This is a genomic window from Enterococcus sp. AZ095a (assembly GCF_050546735.1).
GTDB classification, from domain to species: Bacteria; Bacillota; Bacilli; order Lactobacillales; family Enterococcaceae; genus Enterococcus_D; species Enterococcus_D entomosocium.
Genome location: NZ_CP172953.1, coordinates 1,067,313 through 1,086,617, shown reverse-complemented (window position 1 = coordinate 1,086,617; position 19,305 = coordinate 1,067,313). Strand labels below are relative to the sequence as shown.

Below are 19,305 nucleotides of genomic sequence, written 5' to 3'. Positions count from 1 at the left end.
TAAAATAAATACGAAGAGTACTGGTCGCAGTCCAGAAGAACTTCCCCAAGTTTCCTGTGCCAGTACTCTTCTTAGATTAATGCATGTTGCACGATAAAGTCTAAGGTATAATTCAAATTAATACAAGCTAAACTACTTTCAAAATAATAAAAAAGCTCCCTACTCTAATTTGAGTAAGGAGTTTTTTATCTGTAACGAATCAGTTATTAATAATCCGGCTTACGATTCAAAACATTCGCAAGACGGTTATAATAAGGCGCAGCGTCTGTCCAGTTTGTCAAGAATGGAACTTCTTTTCCTGTATTCGCATGATACACTTGTCGAATTGCTCTCATTTCATCTTCGTGTCCAATTGCATATGCATGCTGACCATTAAACCAACGAACTGGAACATTTTTATTTGCTTGATAAAATACCCACATCAATATCTCCTCACTTTCATTTACTGTATTGTCATTTACTGGTGTTAAAAACAAATCAATTTCAAGTTGTCTTCGTGTCACAAGCCCCGGTATCACAGAGCCATTTCCATTTACATATTTTTTCATTTCGTTAGCTGCTGCTTGCCAATTTTTTGAATTAATATAAGTTAACAGTGTAGAACCCTGTAAAATATTTACACCCAAATTAAAGTGAAAACTTGCTAGGGCATCAAACTGGTTTTGGTTCAATTCTACCGTAACGTATTTATAAATACCGGGTAAATGGTTGGTTATATCCTGCTTCAGAAAATTGTTTGCTTGTTCTAAAGTAATAGTCATTCCAGCATATACACCTTGTGTATGACCATATCCTATTGTCCAAACGCCGACAACATCTTGGTACGCAGTCAAACTTAACCCTTCAAAACTTTTAATCAACTCAAAACCATTCTGAGATAGTTTCATATTTTCATTAGCCATTCTTTCTCCTCCTCCTGATGATTTTAGAAATCAGGTGTTCGATTCAAGACATTGGCCAAACGATTATGATAAGGAGTTGCATCAGTCCAATTTGTCAAAAACGGAACATCTTTACCTGTGTTCGCTTTATAAATTTGCTGAATTGCTTTCATCTCATCAGCGTGACCGATAGCATATGCATGCTCTCCATTGAACCAACGAACTGGTACATTTTTGTTTGCTTGGTAAAATACCCACATTAACATTTCCTCGCTTTCTTGATTTGGTATGTTTCCATCATCTGCATTTTTTAATCGATAATAATAAACCGGTAGTCCCTTGTAGTCACCCATCCAATTAGTTGCTGGTGTAGTGATAATCCCAGCACTACCACCTGCTGGTGTACAGTGTATAATGTTGGTGTTGTCTAAAAACACTCCAGTATGTCCATCATTTCCACCAGATGCGCCTTTAAATCCTGAAACGAATAAATCTCCACGTTTCACCTCTGACCTTGAAATAGGAATGAGCAAACTATTTTCTAAGCCGTATAATGATTCTGTATTACCAATATTTGTTGACTTGGGAAGGAATCCTCCCTCTATCAGTGCGAAAAACACCGCAGAGCTACAATCATAACTATTTGGTCCTAGACGATTCGCTTGGCTATAAGTTACCTTACCTTCTCGGTCCTTAAACCATTTGATCATAATTTCAATACTAGCCAATTTTAGATCCCCCTTTCTTTTCAACCATGCGTCCATGGTGAACGTACGTCCTTAAGTAAAGGATAAACCAAATCAAGGATTAAAAGAGGTCAAACCTCTTTATTAATAAACCACTTGTAATTTAAAAATGACTAAAAACACATAAAGAAAGCGACACTTTTCTGTGCCGCTTTCCTTTTAGCCTAATGCCCCACTAACAGGGGGTTTACCAGAAATTTGTTCAATTCGAGTATACCAAGGAGTGTTACCATCAAAATGATATGTTGGAATAGACTTACCATAATTATCCTTATAAATTCGCTCTATAATCGTAATCTGATCTGGATGGTCCAAATATTTTGAAGTTGTACCATCAAAATAGTAGGCATTATTCTGTCCTGAAGTTGTCTGACTAGGCCTCCAATAAATACACTCCATAACTGTTGAAATATTGATAGTCTGCGGAATACTATCTTTAAATTGATTGTACCAATAGATTGCTTGTTGAGATCGTGCAGGTTGATTAGGGTTAAGTGGATGCTCATAAAAAGCAATAAAGTATTCAGCTGCTTTACTGACGTCTGTTAATTCTGTAAAATCTTTAAATGAAATATAACTCAGATCTGGTCTTTGAGGATTTGAAAACCATTGTATATTATTGGTAACTTCATATTCGATCCTTTTACATTGAGAGATTACATTTTGATAGGTCAATCCGTTTTCTTTGGCCCAATTAATGTATTTCGTAGCCGGTGTCCATTGCACTAAGCCATAACCGCCACTCATATTTCCTACAATATCAGATTCCCAGCGATCAGCTATAATTCCGCTCTCACTTTGTATGTTCCCTAATAGCCCCGACACTGCTTGTTGAGTCCATCCTTTAGAAGTGAAATAATCCCAGATTTCTTTAGCTGTTTCTTTTTGTCCCATTTGTTAGTCCTCCTTAACTAATATTTCCATGTGTCTATAGTGAACTTATATCTGTAACAAAATTGTAATTAAGAAACTAATAATTACAAAAGAGGTTAAACCTATTTTGCCTGAATATTCCTATAGATTTAATATCACACTTTCTAAGAGTCAATAAAAAGGCGACACATTTTTGTGTCGCCTACTTTGTTATCCCAAAGCCCCAGCAACCGGCTTTTTACCAGAAATCTGTTCGATTCGAGTATACCAAGGAAGCTTACCGTCAAAATGATATGTTGGAATAGACTTACCATTGTTGTCCTTATAAATTCGTTCAATAATTGTAATTTGATCTGGATGATCTAAAAATTTTGAACTTGTTCCATCGAAATAATAAGCATTGTTTTGACCCGCTGTTGTTTGACTTGGTCTCCAATAAATACATTGCATTGTTGTTTCCCCACTTTCTGTGTCTGGTTTATTTTCATCATCTGTATTATTCAATCTATAATACTCAGTTGGTTCTGGGCCCATTCGTCCATCCGCTACAGTTGTTTGAATGTTATTATCAAACGCATTACAATGAATAATTGTTGCATTATCTAAAAAGACCCCCGTATGTCCATCGTTCGCCCAATACTTTGATAGAAAAATGTCACCTTTGCGACATTCCGATCGTGAAATTTTTTTTGCGATAGGCGGTAAAGTTGTATCGTGTAGCGATCCGGTCCATCCCATACTTCCCTCTGGGATAAATCCACCAGCAATCAAAGCGAAATACACTGTGGAACTACAGTCATAACTATTAGGTCCCAAGCGTCCATCTTGGCTGTAGCTTACTTTACCTTCTCGGTCTTTAAACCACTGAATCATATTATTTATACTACCCAAATTTAAAGCCTCCTATGGAAATTTATTTTGTGCGTCCACGAGTTCGAAACATGTTTCCCATTTCCACTTATAGTATAAATCGAAGTACAAATCAAAAGAGGTCAAACCGATAACCAGCCTAACCTCTTTGCGATTTCATTAATAAATTCCGCATCTCTTCTCTTTATAGTAGATTCGCTTAGAAAAGTTTCCGCCGATACAACCGCTAGGCATTTCTTCGAATGGCCGTTGTAATACTTCACGTAAAATATATCTCTAACATCAAGTGTCGAATCTTCTAAGACACTATTAACTACTCTTAAAAAGGATTTGTAAAATAAAATTTGATTCATTGTCCAACTTGGGTTTTCTTCCCCTAATGGATACTCCATATAAGGGTTCCTATCTGTTGCAATAATGTCTGAGAACTCTTTGAACGTTTTTTCGATTTTTTTATATTGCCATAGTATACTGCGAATGTGTGCTCTGGTTTCATTAGTCATTCTGACAACTCCTATCAATGGTTTGCAAATATATACAAAATAGTTCTAAGGTAATTTGTTGTTGTTCAATGCTTTTTGTAATGCAGAAATCATGCTCGAAACAGGACTAATAATACCGTCTGGTATAGTACCCAATCGTTTTTGGAATGCTTTGATAGTCGCTTGGCCCATTAAACCATCTTGTGTTACACCCAAATACTTTTGCAATGCCACAACAACATTTGATCCAATCAAAGAACTATCGAATTGAGCAGCATAAACGTTCTGATTAAATTTCTGCTTGTATTGGTGGCTTATAATGCCATCTTTACCAGCAGTATCAAAGTATTCTTGCAAACGACGAGCAGTAGTGTTACCGAATTGCCCATCGATAGCTAATTGAATCATTTGCGGCTTATTATCGGTTGGTTTAACAGTGCCAGTAGTGACGATTCGATAAAAATGATGTGGTAACCGTGTACTCATGTATGAATCATGGCTATCCGTATGAATTCCATTCCAATAATATGAACAGTGAATAAAGCTCTTATTGCTTAAAAAAATTCCAGTGTGTCCCGCAGATCCATGTGAAGCGCCAGGAGTCCCCGCAATAAAAATGTCACCGCGTTTTACTTCTGATCGGCTAATTTCTTTGAGTTTAGTACCAACCATTCTAAATAGTGTTTCCGTATTCCCCATTGATCCTACCGGTAAAAAACCAACAGCAATCATGGACAAGAACACAGCAGACGAACAGTCGTAACTTTCAGGGCCTAACCGTCGCTCCATTGAATAAGTTACTTTTCCTTCACGATCGGTCATCCATTTAATCATATTCTCAATTGAAGACATGGATTATTCCTCCTTCTTTTGTGTGAACTCTTGACCATCGCCATAATTAGGTTTTTCTTCATTCGGAGTTTCGTTATTTACTTTTAATCGTTTCATTATAGGGTCAAATACATTTGTTAAGACGCCAATCTTGTTTAGGTTCTCTACGATACTGATAAACTCGTTGACCATTTCGAGCGTGTACACACTGATAATTACAGTGACTGAAACAATATCCGGTAACACGACCGTCAAAGGAACAATCGCTACCAAAACCAGCAACAATGCAAATTTTTTCAACAATCCTGTACTCATTTTTCCTGATTTCAAATCATGATTGGCATAAGCTTGGATAAAGCCAGTTCCCACATCAATCGCCATTAGAACTAAAATAAATACCAGCCAAATCACAATTTTTCCATATTCATCTTTCATCATTTCCTGAGCCCATAACAACATTTTCATATCCATATATCTCACTTTCCTTTTCTATTTTTGACATTAAGTAACATAAAAAGAGCAAGCTTTACGCCTGCTCCTCCACTTCATTTAATAAATCGTCTTCAATCGCCCAGACTTTTTCTTGAAACTCGTCAACGTCCTTGCGGCATTCCACGCGATTTTGTCGATATAAATCTTGATTCTCAATTTGTTGATTGATATTCGTATTACCAGCTGAGTCTGTCGTTACAGTTGCCGAAAAATAAATTACACGTTGACCGTTTATTCTCGAATCTCCAGTGATACTAATTGCTTTTTTAACTCCTAATGCCATGATAATTTCCTCCAATATGCTTTATTTAAATATGGTCGCTGACTATTCAGCATCCTTTTTTTCAAATTCATCTAACAATCGATCATAAACTTCGGCATCTTTTCCTGATAGCATGCCATCATAGTCTTCCAAGATTCGAGGAATCTCGTCAAAATTTCGGACATACATGCCGCCTTCAATAACAACTTCTTCCTCCATGAGGATCGCTTGTTCCTTGTTGAATCCAGCTACATCTTTCGAATCCTGATCCTCGTCATCTTTTAGTTGACCATTTTCATTCAACAAACTGAATTTTTCCATGAGTGCCTTTTCTTCATCTGATAATTCTTTGAATGCTTCTCGGATCCGCTTGACTAATTTTGTACGATGACGACTGTCCTTATTTGCTTTGAGTGTCATACCTTCTAAGAAATTGATTGCTGGTACTAACTCACTGTTCTTCAAAGTGATTTTCATTTTAATTCCTCCATAAAATAAGAGCTAAAAGCTATGCTGCTTCTAACTCTCTTACTTTGTTTTCTAATTGATCGACTTCGTTTTTTAGAGATTGAATTTCTTGCTCGTGATCACTAAGGATAACATTTTGATACATGGTTAAACGATCATAAGCTAAACCCTCTACTTGACCAGAAGAGCCATACAAAACAACTTCTTTTAATCCTTTTAAATCAAAATCATCAGCCACAAACCCATAATACCTTTGCGCTTTGCCCCCACGAGCAATTTCAGCTTTGTCGTACCAAGAAGAAGGCAAAATAGACAAAAGTCGTTTTGCTTTAGAAATGACTTCCTCGGCCACTTGAATATCTTCTTTATACTTTCTTGCAGATGTTGACCGACCTATAGTTCCAGCACTTGTGATAAACATATTTGACGCACTAGAATATGTTCGATTATAAATGGCCATACTCCAAATTCTTGGCGTACTATCCATTCCTAGTGTTACACCTGCAGGTGCGTTAGAATAATAACTATCTCCGCCATTGTTTAGCTCCAAACGATCAGTTTTCAAAGTCATGTTCGCACCCGATGTGACGTTCAAATTAATAGTAGTGGTCGTTGCAATTTTTGTATTGTTGTATCTTGCTTCAATTGGCGTATATAGTGTTCCACTTTGATTATGTTTTATCCGAACTCCGTATTCTCCTTCTATAGATAAATAGTTATTCCCATCCATTTGCATGACATAACTATCTTTGTTACCTGTAACAATTCTTTTTGCTTCCACGGTATTCGTACTAACAAATCTAAGTTTTGCGTTTACTGTGTTGTTGAAATTTACTATGGCGTCCACATTCCCCAAACCATACATTTTCCACTCCATATTCGTTCTTGAAGACGTATCTGGAATTTGAAAGATTGGCATAGAAGTTGTATCAGTTGCTGAGCCGGTATTTATTGAAAATACCTCTCCTGGCATCTGTACAATAGCTAATCCCACAGGTTCTTTCGAAATATAAATAGGCTGGATTCTAGCTAATTCGTTTGTGCTTCTTCTAAAGTAGATGCTTCCTTTTAGAAGTTCCATACTATATTCACCGGAATCTGACTGAGTGATTTTCCCACCAGTCAAATCAATTGCATTTAAAGTGCCCGACACAATACTATTCGCATTCAAGTTGATAATGTTCACATTCGCTGCATTAAGCGTTCCTGTGGTAATCTTAGTCGCTGAAAGACTACCGATTTTAGCATCAGTGATCGCTGCATCTGCAATCTGTGCAGTGCTAACTGCGAGATTTGCTATCTGCGCTCTACCTATAACACCGTCTTCAATATACGTCTGGCCAGTAATTTGGACTTTGTTACCTGCAATCAAAACGCCATCTGTCGAGATATTAATTTGATTTACTACATCATCTTTTGATACTTTTAAATTAATGGTATCCGACAATTGGGTGATCTGGGATTGGTTAGAATTAGTAATATCAAACACTTCAAATTTTGCAACATACCATCGGAATGGAGCTTCAGGCGTAGGATTATCACCAGCAACAGATTGGATATATTGGAATCCAAACGTACTAAATGTTCCACCAGTACCACACTGTACTAAATATGCATACTCAGACCATGTTCCAGTACCTTGTCTAGGCGTTAACCAACGAACTGAACTGCCATCACCTACTTGATTATGTGCATGATACACCGTTCTACCAAATGGTATATTTGCTATAAACCTTATAATGAATTTAGCATTTACACGTGCATCTAGCCGATAATAGAATCCACCAAGTGCTGGACTTGAAGGGCCTTTTGTTTCTATCATCATTCGATAGGCACTGCCAGTGGGTTGAGTTCCACCTGAAGCTAATGGTATATTCTGGCGTGTAAGAACAACCGAACCTCCCGCAGTGTTGTTGTAAGGGATTAGGTTATTTGATCCTTTAAGGAATGTGGGATCCGCTGATAGTTGTAACGATCCTGCCACTCTGCCTTTCCAATCCGTATTCACAGCGGTAGTATTCATTTCGGATACAGTAGAGGTCAATCCATTAGCCGTTGCTTCAACTTGTGTAGCTTTAGTTAAAGCAGAGTTTGCAGTTGTCTCAACGCTTGATATGGTAGTTTTCAGGCCATTCGCTGTTGTTTCGACTTGCGTTGCTTTAGTAAGTGCTGAATCAGCAGTATTCTTGACACTAGCTACTGTTTGAATGGTTCCCTCAACTGTTGACTCAATTTGATTGACTTTAGTAACAGTAGCTACGTTGTCTGGGTCAGGAAACCAACCTAAGTATTTGTTTCCTTCGACAATTACAAACTCTTTGATTCTTACGATACAAGTAATGTTTGCTTGCAATGCTATTGTTATTTGAGGATTGTTCACCCACGTGTCAGTCCTTGTCCTACCGGTGCCTTTTACAATTTGCCATTCGCCTACTTTAGTGAAATCAATATGCCCCATCGGTGCATCCAGCATCGCACCGTTGTTAGTTCTCAAGAAGACGTTGGACCCTGTAGAAGTAGCATTGTTAGAAACTGATTCCACGTAGACCATAATCCCCAATGTGTATTGAGTGTCTGGCTTAAATCTTCCATCTGTGATGTTACGTGATATAGTTGATCTGTTTGTGGATGTACTTTCCTTAACAACTCGTGTGTATGCCCCATTTGATGTAATGCTTGTGATAAGCGAGGCTCCCCACCCAATGCTATCATCATAAAAGGAGCTGTTGGGCACTAGATTTCTTGCAGAAATATTGAAGTCATTTTGCCATTCTTCTACACTGGTCAACGTCTGCTTAACACCATCAACGGTTGATTCCAGAACGTTCGCCTTACTCAAGGCGCTATTTGCAGTGTTCGTCACCGTCGCTATGGTTTGTTTTTGCCCATCCACTGTGACGACTAATTCATTTAATTTCTTTGTGGTGCTTGTTGATGTCGTCTCAATATCTGTAATACGCCCAGTTAATCCAGTGACTGAGGTTTCAAGCGTTGCTGTTCTACTTTCGACAGCATTCGCCTTATTATAGGCTTCGTTAGCTTTACTACTAATAGAATTAACTGTCCCATTGATCGTAGTAACATCAGAAACAAGCCCATTGACATCAATCTGGATTTTATCGGCTTTAGCCTGTGCAGACTGTGCATCAGCTTTTGCTTTATCAGCGGCTTCTTGAGCATTTTCTCCGGCTTGTTTTGCCTGTTCGATTTCTTTCACCAAATCAGGATCTGTTGCAGTGGATACTTTAAACACCCAATCCAATTCTCCAGAACTATTTTTCTCATATACCCAAATTTCAGTATCTACACCATTTGGCTTAAACCAAATATCGCCTTCTTTTGGATCTATAGGCTCTGTTTGATCGTAGTAATTGCTGTTCCATTTATTGGCACTTAGAAGAGATTCAACATAATCCACTCGTTGATTTAAAGGACCACGGTATCTATAAGTTGTCTGTGAACTTGAATTGGTATTTGCTTTTGATTCTGAAGACATTCCACCATTAAAGGTGATATTGTACGACAGATTAGGGACAGAATATCTAGTACCGTCTTTATCAACAATATAGATCCAGTCTCCTGCTTCCAAAATGGGACTTCCACGCCACTTCAATTCGTAAGGAAAATAATTAAGTGTCTTGACTAGTTCCCACATTTGATTCAAATGTGTTTGAGTCATCACTTTATTCTCAAGCTCAACTTGTGATCCATTGGTAGAACCAACGCGAATGACATCCGTTTCTTCTTCACCGGTTTTAACCGTGATGCCACCAATTCGATAGCTGTTCTCATTTTTAGTAAATCCCTTTAACATGTATGATTCTGGAGTGATTTCAAAGTTTGTGGGGGCTAGTCTTTTTATTGTTAATTCACCCTTGCGATTAAAGCTAGCAAAACCACCTTCAAACTGAGCGATTAAACCGATTGCTTGGCGAAACGTATATCCTACAGGTTTCTGAACCCACTCAGTTCCAAGAGAAGCAAATGAGGCTTGATCAATTTCAACACCTGCTAAATTAGCTATTTCTAACGCAACTTCCCGATATGGCTTAGGATAGGTTAATTTTGATTCATATATTCCTTCCATATATATCATTTTGTCATTTGCAGTAATTATAGTCTTATTACTGTTTCTATCACGCTCAAAGTCTGTTATAAAAAAATGACCTAATTTAGTGAACTGATATTCACCATTAATTAAAATCCCCAACTCTGGTTCAATTTCTAAATCTTCTTTCACTGTTTCAATAATTGTTGGAAAAGTTACCTGAACCGAATTCAGAGGGGTTGAACCAATCTGAAACACTTCACCCGATATACTGCCAGAATTAAAAGAGAGTGAGGTAATTTCCTCACTCCCATAGGTGATATCATTCATTTTTAATCTGATTGACAATTGCCTTGATGTATTAAGCCAAGCAGCTTGAATTTCTTCACTTGTGGCTAACAAATTTCCTCACCTACCTCTCAATAAAACTCATCGTTAAGCCTTCCCACTTTGGCAGTTTATCATGCCAAGAGTATGCTGGAGCCGTTCGATCACCGACATAGAATGTTTTTGTAACAATGCCACCTTCCATGGGATCTGGATAAGTGACTTCAAAAAATACCGGCATCACCGCTTTTAAAATTGGTGAAATTTCTGCATCAGTTAGCGGACCCCACTCAAGGTCCATTTTCCTTTTTGTGGTTAGATAATCACGGGTCATATCACCTTTGGCGTTACGACCAGAATCACCATCAACCGCTTGGATACCAGCTGTAAACTTTTTAGGATTCTTGATCGTAACACCATTTATTTTTAAATATCCAGCCATAAAATCACTCCTTCCTATATGTTTAACTCGGTATACCCAAGCTGTTGATGGTATTTGTTGATTTCTTTAACTGCAATACGTCCGAATTCTTTACCGCCAATATTAATGACAATATCACCATTTGGCGCTTGTGTTGGCGTTGCTCCCAATGCAGAAACAGCATTCATCAATGTGGTTACCATAGATGAAGTGAAGTCTTTCATACCGCCACCTTCATAGTTCATTTGATTGTTGTTACTAAACGTACTGTTAGACGGTGTGAACGTTGGTTCTTGGAACATTTCCGGCAACACTATACTTGAATTGAACATATCCATTCCAAGGTACTCAACGGCTTGTTGAATCAATTCAGCGGCACGTTGTGGTTTCTCTAGTGGAATAACCATCTCTTTCTTGTTTCCTTCGCCCATACGGTATAAACCATCTTGATTGACTATGCCGCCGTTTTCATAACCTACAATTCTTCGACCAGTTGGTCCCCAACCTCTGCGACCATAAGGTAGGTCATACCGCCAATTTGAATTATTGAAGAAAGCTAACAATTGATGATAGCCATTAAAAATATTTTCATAGCCGCGTAGTTTATAAGCATTAAACGTGGACGGGATATATTGAAGCAGGCCTCTTGCTGGGTTCCCATTTGCCATGTTTATATCCCAAACAGCAGAACTTTGAGTAATGCTCTGATTACCACCAGACTCTCTTTGGATCTGAGCAAGAACACCGTTAATTTCCGAACTGCTAATCCGCTGACCTAGTTTACTTGCAGCCTGTTTGATTTTCGATGTCCATCCACCATTACCTACAGCAGCACCGCCGATTGCACCAAACGAAGCATTTTTGTCGATATCGCTTGGTCCAAGAGATCCATTGATATGCAAGTGATCGTAGTGGTCATTCTGCGGCCATCTTACCCAACTGCCACTTGATCCAGTACCAGACATTCCTTTACGGTCTCGGACTTTCCCTTGAGTGATTACATAAGCTACTTTTGATGCAAAGTTATCAAACACCCAATTGGCAGGAGCCATGTATTTAGATGATCCATTCATACTTGCTGGATACGCAACGTCAATTGCCTGATGCTTCCCATGGGAATGAGGGTCACCTGGTCTGAAACCAGAGGTGATTCGCATACCTGGATATCGACCGACAGTCTTTCTAGCGATATCGTATAGGTATTTGTATACACCCCAACTTCCCATTGATCCATCAAACGAACTATTTTGTGCTTCATGTCCTGCAGCAAATTTTGATTTAAACCATTCATAGGAACCCTCAGCAACAGTTCCAACAGCTCCTTTAGCCATTGATAATGCTGGCTCAAAAGCATTACTTAAATTAACAAATTTGGAAACTGCAGCATTCAATAACTTTTTAGGATTAGATGCATAAGACCAAATGTCTGAAGCAATTTCTTTTGCACCATTCCACTTTTCTTTGAACCAGTCACCTATTCCGTTAGCATAGGCCTGCACTCCGTACATTGCAGCAGTCTTTGGACCACTCAACACAGATGTTCCTTTTGGCAAATTTACCATCAAATTTCGCTGTGCCGGGAAGATACCTGTGCGACCGTCTGGCGTACGATAGGCTTCTTGATAGTTAGATCCTAATCCATCATTGACTAAAGCAGGCCCACCCGGGTGATATCCAGTACCTCTTGCATATTTGGGGACTTCCCACGAAGATAGCGTACTTTTTCCAGCTCCCACCTTTTTTAGAACCCAGTTGATACCATCAATGACGCCATTAACACCCTTACCTATTACACTAATCATGCCATTGAAGATCTTTCCAGCACCATCTTTTACAGACTTAACACCATTACTTAAACCTTTTCCGATTTTGCTTCCAAGACCATTTGCCCAATCGCCAATCTTTTCAAAAACACTCGAAGCAGTAGACTTCATCGAATTTAAAGAATTGCTCATATTTGTTCTTAATGTTGAAAAAGCATTGCTAGCGTTATTCTTAGCTGCTCCGGCCTGGTTTGAAACCTTATCTTTGATTTCATCCCATTTTGATCGCGTATTGCTCCAAGTCTCAGACCATCGATCAGAAACATTTCTTTTTAATTCTTGCAGTCTTGTTGAAGCATTTTCCTTAGCGGTTTTGGCTTTAGACGAAATAGTAGTAGAAAAGTTATCCCAAGTGTCCTTGGTGTTTTTCTTAACATCTGACCATCTGTTACTTACAGATTTCCAAATATCAGAGGCTTTATCAGAGACAGTTTTTTTCGCATCATTCCATTTTTCACTAGTCCACTTAGTAACTTTTCCCCAAGCTTCTGAAGTGGCCGTTTTAATGCCATCCCATTTTTCTCCAATCCATTTACCAAGTTTCCCTGCTGCTTCTTTAATCGTATCCCAATTTTTCCAAAGTAACACACCTGCAGCTACAGTTGCAGCAATCGCAATGGTTATTGGCCCACCTAAAATTGCTACTACTCCACCTATTGCACTGCCCACAGCCGATAGAATTCCAGCAAGTCCACCTATTGAACTGAGGAAACCGAATATTGAACTCAATACTCCGACGACTGTAGATAAGATACTTAATAATTTTAAGGTCGCCACAAATGTTCCGAAAACAATTACAAAGTTAGAAAAACCTTCAGAGTGCTTGGTTATCCAATCCCCTATATCAGATAATACGTCGGCTAAAGATTCTATGAATTCAACAACTACTCCGCCAGTCCATGTTGCTATAGGTTTTAAGAAGTTATCCCACAACCATTTAAAAGCAGGCTTTAACCCCTCGATAATTCCGTTTAGTAAATCTAGAGCACCACTCAGTAAATCTAAAAATGCCGGTATGACATTTTCTATAGTAAATTTTGCTAACGGCAGTAAAACATTCTCATAAAACCAAGCTAGTCCAGCTCCTATATTTTCCGCTAGCGGCTGAATAGATTTCAATAAACCCTCAATAGACGACAATAAAGGAGTAAAGTTAAGCTTCTTACCCCACTCTTCGGTAGCTCCAGCCATTACCCTTATTTTTTCTAATAAGCCATCAACAATTTCAAGAAGAGTTGAAAAGATAGATTCACCAACACTACCAGCTTTCCATGCCTCTGAGAATTGGGCAGCTATATTTGATACAGCATTATTTAATTTTGTGACGATTTCTAACAGATTTCCCAAAATAGATTCGCCTAGTCCGTTGTCATTCCATGCATTTCTAAATGAATTCGCTACTTCATGCAATAAGCCCAGAATCGAATTCCACAAATCAAAATATGATTGAATCAGGCGTGTTCCTCGTCCGTTGTCTTCCCAAGCTCGTCTGAAAGCACCAGCGATATCACCAATTATTCCGAGTATATCTGCAAGTAAGATCAATATATTTTCTATGAAAAGCTGCCCGGTCCCATTGGTCCAAACTTCCATAAATGACTTGCCGATAGCAGATGCAAGTCCAATAACCTCACCTAGTGCATACTTCCAAGCATCGATCACTCGTTGTCCTTGGTTTTTCCATGCATCCTGAAACGGCTTGAAGAAATTTTTTAGTATATTTTGGATATCTTTCATCCATTTAGGCGTGGAATAGGTACCAGTTGCAGATCCAAAATCAATACCAGGAGCAGAATCTTCTTTCTTTTCATCATCTGTATCCATCGTTAGCTTGTTGATTTGGTCAAATCCCATGAGAGACTTTTGTAGTTTCTTCACTTTCTCATTGGCTTTATTTGCGGAAGAGCCAGTATCTTTTAACGCCTGGATATTGTCATACAGTCCACTAGCGCCTTGTTTTGCTGCATCATAGGTTGTTCCGAATAGCATCGCAATAAAGGAAGCCAGCTGCCCTGTGAGTTGAGCTACTATGCTCATTAACGCATTTAGTGCTGGTAAGATTGCCGTGTATATTGGATAAAATGCCGTCATAAGGTTGACTTTAATCTGATTCAACGAAGCACTGAATTGATCGTTCGTTTTCAATGCTGACATCATACCGCTAGCTAGTTTGGTAATCGCGCCACCTAACAGCTGATAAACGACCAATGAAGGTAATAGATATTTCATCGACTGGCCAAAAGCATTCGTGCTTCCGGTCATTCGATTTGTTCCAGCTGTAACTTTGTTGGAATTACTAGAAAATAGACTTCCGAACTTTCCAATAAATCCAAGAGAGTTCCTCAAGCCATTTCCGACGCTCCCAAATCCGTGTGAAACTGCATTGGACATACGGTTGAATACTCCGCCATATTTAGAAACAGCTCGCTCAGATTGCTTCAACCCTGTGCCTGTCATACTTGCACCGTTAGAAGCATTACCAGTTTGAATGGAGGATTGGCCTAATGCAGAGTTGACTCGTTGGAGAGCCTTCCTCAGTGCTTCTGCACGATCTTCTGTTTGGGAATACTCCTTCTGTAGACGATCATTATCACTGATTAATTTATTCATCTTGATTGATTGTTTTTGAATCTCACCAGACGTTTTCAGTGATTGAGGAGTATCTTCATAGTTCTTGAATCCAGAACTAAAGCTGCCAGTTGGTACGCGTTGATCGTTGTATTCTGCCTTTAATGTTCGAATTCGTTTTCTCATCGCTTCGATTTGAACTTCGTTTTGGCTCATGCCTTTTGTAATGTTATCCAAGGAAGAAGGAACTGCATCAAGTTCTCGTTTGATGGTATTCCCCAATCCAGCTGCTTGATCTTTGAACTTCGTCATTTGCGCTTGCGCTCGGGCGATTTGTTCATCGTATTTTACGACTTTCCCTGTATCCCCTTGACTCGATGCCGTTTGTCTTTGCGATTTCAGATAAGCAATCTTTTCTTGCGCTGCTTTCGCTTGACCCATCTTGGCGTTGATCTCATTGACCATCGCATCAATTTCTTTGGTTACTTTTGGACGAGCTTTGCGAATACCAGAAGAAAAATTGTCGCCAACAGCTTCGGACGATTGCTTTGTTGATCGTTCGAAGTTTGCTAATGTTTTTTCGAGTGCTTGATTCATTTTTTCTAGTTGTTTCGTGAAATTGCTAGCACCTTTTTCAATATCCATGTTTTTCTCCGTACGATCCATAGAGTTACCAGACATTTGTTGGATTCGACTCATAGCACTTTCGATTTGCGGCAATACACGTTCCAATGACTGCTCAACTCTGGCAGTATTAATATCAAGGAGTACCTCAAGCGTTTCTAATTCCATGCTTTCTCACCTACCTTTCTTCTATGAGTTTTCTTCTCTCTCGTGTTGCATTGATCGCTTGTGCTTGAGCCAGGAAAATTTCTTGATCCCGCTTCATCGCGTCTTGCTTTGATTCCTCTTCTGTTTTGGCTTCCTCAACGGCTTGCTCAATCTGTTTGAGAAAAGGATAAGCATCCTCGAACCCAGGCATGTGTTTAGGATCGTTAAAAGCATAGATTGATAATTTTTGCTGCGCATAATCAAAATATGCCCTCTCTCTCATTTCATTTTCTTTTATCCGCTTGTTCGCTTGGACTTGTATCATGATTTCCTCAAGGGTCATTCCCCAATACTCAGTAGAGGGGATTCCTGCTTCAACCGCTTGAGGATACATATACTCAAGCATTTCAGATAAATTGGAGAAGTTTTTTACAGAAGACTGTCTTCGCTGTTCGTCTGATCCAAAGATTCCCCATCTGTCGCTTCGTTCTCCGTTTCTTTCTTTCCGAAAAAACCAGCTTCATCCAAAAATTCATTCACTTCACCGAATAGATCCATAGTCGTTTTCCCAGAATCTAGGTATTGTTCAAATGCTTCAGTGATAACTTTATCCGTTACACCGCTTGTTTTATTTGCCCCTTGCAACACGATTAGCAAACTATTTGATGGAGGCAATTTGATTTCGCCTTGTTTTTTAACAAAAAGACCCATGATCCCTTCATCTAATCGTTTTTCAATTGCCAAAACGGCTTTACCATCCAATCGCAGTTGTAAAGTTAGATCACCTAATTCGAATGGTGTTGTGTGTGGAAATTGTGCGATATTGTTTTTTGACATAATTGTTTTCCTCCTAAGATAAAAAGGCTAGTCTTTTGACTAACCTTCTACTGGTTCTGTTAATGTTAAAACGTGTGTGTCTGTTTTATTTCCGGAATTTGTTATACCTGTTGTTGTATAGGCTCCTGACGGCACATCTGCAGTCCAGGTAATATTCCCAGTGTTCGATACTGCCAAACCTGCAGTAGTTGGTGCAATTGTATACTTAACAGTTTTATCAGTAGCATCACTAGGTGATACAGTTGCTGACAATTGACGATTTGATGCAGTCCCCGCAACTGCGGTAGATGTCTTCGGTGACAAAGTAACCGACTCGGGGTTGATTACTTTGCCGGTGCAGGTGTCATAGTCGGCCCTTCACTAACAACCACACCTAAGTTAAATCCAATGGCTTGATTGACTTCTGCACCATCAAATTTATAATATGGTTCACCAGTAAACTCTGATTTTAAGCCATCTGGATATGTGATTGTCCAATCGACCGATTTATTCGCTTCAACCAAGGCGTGAATATCACGGAAGTTATCTCCTTGATATACGATCGCAAATTCTAAGTTGTCAGTATCTTCGATACCTTTGATATAAGCTTTCTTTTCTGATCCCAAGTGTGTTACATCCACTTTTTCTGGGTCACTACCCAATGCTGGGATAGATTTAACTGCTGCTACAGTTTTAGTTGTTGCACCATCTTTGTAGGTTAAGACGGTACCCTTTGATAATAGTCCTGCAAAATCCATGTGTAATTCCTCCTATTTTTTGTAAACATATTTCGTAACATTATCAACTACAGCTGTTACTTCAACGATGATTCGCTTTAGATCAGCTGTGTTAGCATCTTTAATGGTGCCAGAAAAACCAATACCACTGAATGTGTTTAAAACACTTTCAGCAATACTGGTCTGGCTTTTGTCTCCGTATAATTCAACTGTGATTGTCCATTCTGTTTGTAACTCTTTACCTAATGAATCAATCTGATGTGGCTTGTTAGCTGTCCGGTAGATAGCCAATGGGAATGTATTCCAAGTTGAAGGATAGTCCGTAGCAATCTTCTTGATAGCAGTAACGGCTTGTAATACTTCAACAGTGACTGCCTTCATATTAACTCGTTCCATCACTTCAACTCCCTTAACTTGCGTTGTACATGTTCTTTGTAGATTTCAGGTGCTTCACCGATCAAATCTACTAAAGAAGGATACAAGAACGGTCGTGCTGGCTGTCCTTTGGTAATGTAGAAGTCTGTACCTTGAACAGTCACACTAGGAATACCGTATATAGCTTCCAAATCAACTGCAACATCTTTTGCTGGGATAAACCATGCTGTTTGCGAGTAAACTGGTGTAAATCCTTCTGGTAAGTCTTTTTGACTAGCTTCACCGACAGGACCAGTACCAACTTCACGAAATAGCGCTTCTTGCTTGTCGGACCAGACACGCCCAACAATTTGGTTTTGTGTATTGATCACAACTTCATTCTTCAAACTTCCCAATAATTCACCACTAGAATATTTCATGCTAGACGATAATCGCAATTCAGCGGCTTGTTTAATCAACTCGGTAATTTCAAAAGTTGCATCCCACATCGCATCATCTAAGATTTGCGGTATTGCTTTGACTTTTCGCCGTAAACTTTCAAGGCCTTTGATTTCAACTCCCACGATTATCATTCCTTTCCAGCATAATGTTCTTGTGTGTCGAAAATGTCTGGATAGATTTGATTGTGAAGTCTGGTTCCTCATCTTTGCCGACATAGACGCAAATACCGTCTAACTCATTTTGTCCTTCGTTGATCTTGTCACCTTGGTATTTACATGCTTTCATTGTTTCAAGCTTGCTACCGTAGATCTGAGCGTTTACCGTACCGCTTGCAGCTTGTACATTCATACTGAACTCAATCGGATCAAACGGGTATGTGATTATTTCTTCTGCTTCTTCGTCATGAGTGACTTTTCGTTTTTTTAGGTAGACAATTTGTAAATCGCGTTCCCTAAGTCTCATCTGAACGACCTCACTTTTGCCACTCTATAGCGATTGAGTTTTGATTGAATCTTTGCAGGAATACCAATTTCGAAAGATTGAGATACACCGCCCTCAGTCCGGGCTGTTTCGCCTTCGTTACCTTCAGTATTCCTGCGAAAGATATACAAATCTTTAACAGAAGACGGCATATTGCCCACAAGTACATCACGATTGCAATAATCCAATGCATCATACATTGCATCTTTGATATCATCTTTCAGTACTTCTATGGCTGTTGAATCCGTAATAGAAAACTTACGCCCTAGTTCGACAGCAAGCTTATCTAGGACGATTTGATTTTGTTCATTCATAAGCTATCACTCCTTACAAAGTTACTTGATTGTCATTCATCAGCTGAATCAATGCATCACGATCAGCCTCTTCAGGAATTTCAACCTTTGCAGCTTCAAGCGCCTTACGTAAAGTTACTTCTTTAACGCCTTTGAACGGCACATTTTCGATTTCTTCGATTTTATCAAACAAATCATCATTCATATGATCGCCTTCGATAATTAACTCTTCACCTGAACCATAACGTCTCCCCGAATAGAATACAGGGATATCTTTTACTTTGACTTTAAACATTGTTT

The 19,305-nt window shown here is 39.0% G+C and carries 20 protein-coding genes; all 20 read right to left on the bottom strand.

Annotated elements, in window-relative coordinates; all coding sequences use genetic code 11:
* Positions 1–206: 206 nt before the first annotated feature.
* The 20 genes from IGJ26_RS05000 to IGJ26_RS04905 all read right to left on the bottom strand — a co-directional run bounded on the left by IGJ26_RS05000 (position 207) and on the right by IGJ26_RS04905 (position 19,300).
* On the bottom strand, positions 207–902 hold the full coding sequence (locus IGJ26_RS05000; RefSeq protein WP_430599932.1) for a lysozyme: 696 nt from the start codon (positions 900–902) through the stop codon (positions 207–209).
* A gap of 23 nt (positions 903–925) precedes the next feature.
* The gene (locus IGJ26_RS04995; RefSeq protein WP_430599931.1) at positions 926–1,609 is read right to left on the bottom strand and encodes a peptidoglycan amidohydrolase family protein; all 684 of its coding nucleotides are present in this window, start codon (positions 1,607–1,609) and stop codon (positions 926–928) included.
* Between the two features lie 177 nt (positions 1,610–1,786).
* Positions 1,787–2,521, bottom strand: coding sequence for a phage tail tip lysozyme (locus IGJ26_RS04990; RefSeq protein WP_430599930.1), 735 nt, complete (start codon positions 2,519–2,521; stop codon positions 1,787–1,789).
* Positions 2,522–2,710: 189 nt separating this feature from the next.
* Positions 2,711–3,391, bottom strand: coding sequence for a peptidoglycan amidohydrolase family protein (locus IGJ26_RS04985; RefSeq protein WP_430599929.1), 681 nt, complete (start codon positions 3,389–3,391; stop codon positions 2,711–2,713).
* Between the two features lie 101 nt (positions 3,392–3,492).
* Complete coding sequence (locus tag IGJ26_RS04980; protein ID WP_252704447.1) at positions 3,493–3,873, bottom strand: transcriptional regulator; 381 nt, start codon at positions 3,871–3,873, stop codon at positions 3,493–3,495.
* Between the two features lie 45 nt (positions 3,874–3,918).
* Positions 3,919–4,704 (bottom strand): peptidoglycan amidohydrolase family protein, encoded by a 786-nt coding sequence (locus tag IGJ26_RS04975; protein WP_430599928.1) that lies wholly within the window; start codon positions 4,702–4,704, stop codon positions 3,919–3,921.
* Between the two features lie 3 nt (positions 4,705–4,707).
* The gene (locus IGJ26_RS04970; protein WP_430599927.1) at positions 4,708–5,154 is read right to left on the bottom strand and encodes a phage holin family protein; all 447 of its coding nucleotides are present in this window, start codon (positions 5,152–5,154) and stop codon (positions 4,708–4,710) included.
* 55 nt (positions 5,155–5,209) lie between these two features.
* On the bottom strand, positions 5,210–5,458 hold the full coding sequence (locus IGJ26_RS04965) for a hypothetical protein (RefSeq protein WP_200125071.1): 249 nt from the start codon (positions 5,456–5,458) through the stop codon (positions 5,210–5,212).
* Positions 5,459–5,500: 42 nt separating this feature from the next.
* Positions 5,501–5,914 (bottom strand): DUF1617 family protein, encoded by a 414-nt coding sequence (locus IGJ26_RS04960; RefSeq protein ID WP_430599926.1) that lies wholly within the window; start codon positions 5,912–5,914, stop codon positions 5,501–5,503.
* A 31-nt stretch (positions 5,915–5,945) separates the two neighbouring features.
* Positions 5,946–10,355, bottom strand: coding sequence for a hypothetical protein (locus tag IGJ26_RS04955; RefSeq protein ID WP_430599925.1), 4,410 nt, complete (start codon positions 10,353–10,355; stop codon positions 5,946–5,948).
* 10 nt (positions 10,356–10,365) lie between these two features.
* Positions 10,366–10,722 carry a DUF6711 family protein gene (locus IGJ26_RS04950; protein WP_200125074.1) on the bottom strand — a complete coding sequence of 119 codons (357 nt, stop codon included), beginning with the start codon at positions 10,720–10,722 and terminating at the stop codon, positions 10,366–10,368.
* 14 nt (positions 10,723–10,736) lie between these two features.
* Positions 10,737–15,884 (bottom strand): phage tail protein, encoded by a 5,148-nt coding sequence (locus tag IGJ26_RS04945; RefSeq protein ID WP_430599924.1) that lies wholly within the window; start codon positions 15,882–15,884, stop codon positions 10,737–10,739.
* 10 nt (positions 15,885–15,894) lie between these two features.
* The gene (locus IGJ26_RS04940; protein WP_430599923.1) at positions 15,895–16,269 is read right to left on the bottom strand and encodes a hypothetical protein; all 375 of its coding nucleotides are present in this window, start codon (positions 16,267–16,269) and stop codon (positions 15,895–15,897) included.
* A gap of 23 nt (positions 16,270–16,292) precedes the next feature.
* On the bottom strand, positions 16,293–16,700 hold the full coding sequence (locus IGJ26_RS04935; protein ID WP_008377747.1) for a DUF6096 family protein: 408 nt from the start codon (positions 16,698–16,700) through the stop codon (positions 16,293–16,295).
* A gap of 323 nt (positions 16,701–17,023) precedes the next feature.
* Entirely contained in the window at positions 17,024–17,437 is a 414-nt protein-coding gene (locus tag IGJ26_RS04930; protein WP_008377743.1) for a major tail protein, read from the bottom strand.
* A 12-nt stretch (positions 17,438–17,449) separates the two neighbouring features.
* Positions 17,450–17,812 (bottom strand): hypothetical protein, encoded by a 363-nt coding sequence (locus IGJ26_RS04925; protein ID WP_430599922.1) that lies wholly within the window; start codon positions 17,810–17,812, stop codon positions 17,450–17,452.
* Entirely contained in the window at positions 17,812–18,354 is a 543-nt protein-coding gene (locus IGJ26_RS04920; protein WP_008377739.1) for a hypothetical protein, read from the bottom strand. Before IGJ26_RS04920 ends, IGJ26_RS04925 begins: the two co-directional genes overlap by 1 nt.
* On the bottom strand, positions 18,344–18,694 hold the full coding sequence (locus tag IGJ26_RS04915; RefSeq protein WP_430599921.1) for a hypothetical protein: 351 nt from the start codon (positions 18,692–18,694) through the stop codon (positions 18,344–18,346). The genes IGJ26_RS04920 and IGJ26_RS04915 overlap by 11 nt, the downstream gene beginning before the upstream one ends.
* Positions 18,691–19,026, bottom strand: a complete 336-nt coding sequence (locus tag IGJ26_RS04910; protein WP_430599920.1) for a phage head-tail connector protein — start codon at positions 19,024–19,026, stop codon at positions 18,691–18,693. Before IGJ26_RS04910 ends, IGJ26_RS04915 begins: the two co-directional genes overlap by 4 nt.
* A 13-nt stretch (positions 19,027–19,039) precedes the next feature.
* Entirely contained in the window at positions 19,040–19,300 is a 261-nt protein-coding gene (locus tag IGJ26_RS04905; protein ID WP_430599919.1) for a conjugal transfer protein, read from the bottom strand.
* Positions 19,301–19,305 lie beyond the last annotated feature (5 nt).

Excerpts from the sequence above, each read along its gene's own strand:
- IGJ26_RS04975 (WP_430599928.1), bottom strand. The coding sequence starts at position 4,704 with ATGTCTTCAATTGAGAATATGATTAAATGGATGACCGATCGTGAAGGA.
- IGJ26_RS04910 (WP_430599920.1), bottom strand. The coding sequence starts at position 19,026 with ATGAATGAACAAAATCAAATCGTCCTAGATAAGCTTGCTGTCGAACTA.
- IGJ26_RS04925 (WP_430599922.1), bottom strand. The coding sequence starts at position 17,812 with ATGGAACGAGTTAATATGAAGGCAGTCACTGTTGAAGTATTACAAGCC.
- IGJ26_RS04950 (WP_200125074.1), bottom strand. The coding sequence starts at position 10,722 with ATGGCTGGATATTTAAAAATAAATGGTGTTACGATCAAGAATCCTAAA.
- IGJ26_RS04940 (WP_430599923.1), bottom strand. The coding sequence starts at position 16,269 with ATGCTTGAGTATATGTATCCTCAAGCGGTTGAAGCAGGAATCCCCTCT.
- IGJ26_RS04915 (WP_430599921.1), bottom strand. The coding sequence starts at position 18,694 with ATGAGACTTAGGGAACGCGATTTACAAATTGTCTACCTAAAAAAACGA.
- IGJ26_RS05000 (WP_430599932.1), bottom strand. The coding sequence starts at position 902 with ATGGCTAATGAAAATATGAAACTATCTCAGAATGGTTTTGAGTTGATT.
- IGJ26_RS04930 (WP_008377743.1), bottom strand. The coding sequence starts at position 17,437 with ATGGATTTTGCAGGACTATTATCAAAGGGTACCGTCTTAACCTACAAA.
- IGJ26_RS04990 (WP_430599930.1), bottom strand. The coding sequence starts at position 2,521 with ATGGGACAAAAAGAAACAGCTAAAGAAATCTGGGATTATTTCACTTCT.
- IGJ26_RS04935 (WP_008377747.1), bottom strand. The coding sequence starts at position 16,700 with ATGTCAAAAAACAATATCGCACAATTTCCACACACAACACCATTCGAA.
- IGJ26_RS04965 (WP_200125071.1), bottom strand. The coding sequence starts at position 5,458 with ATGGCATTAGGAGTTAAAAAAGCAATTAGTATCACTGGAGATTCGAGA.
- IGJ26_RS04980 (WP_252704447.1), bottom strand. The coding sequence starts at position 3,873 with ATGACTAATGAAACCAGAGCACACATTCGCAGTATACTATGGCAATAT.
- IGJ26_RS04960 (WP_430599926.1), bottom strand. The coding sequence starts at position 5,914 with ATGAAAATCACTTTGAAGAACAGTGAGTTAGTACCAGCAATCAATTTC.
- IGJ26_RS04945 (WP_430599924.1), bottom strand. The coding sequence starts at position 15,884 with ATGGAATTAGAAACGCTTGAGGTACTCCTTGATATTAATACTGCCAGA.
- IGJ26_RS04970 (WP_430599927.1), bottom strand. The coding sequence starts at position 5,154 with ATGGATATGAAAATGTTGTTATGGGCTCAGGAAATGATGAAAGATGAA.
- IGJ26_RS04905 (WP_430599919.1), bottom strand. The coding sequence starts at position 19,300 with ATGTTTAAAGTCAAAGTAAAAGATATCCCTGTATTCTATTCGGGGAGA.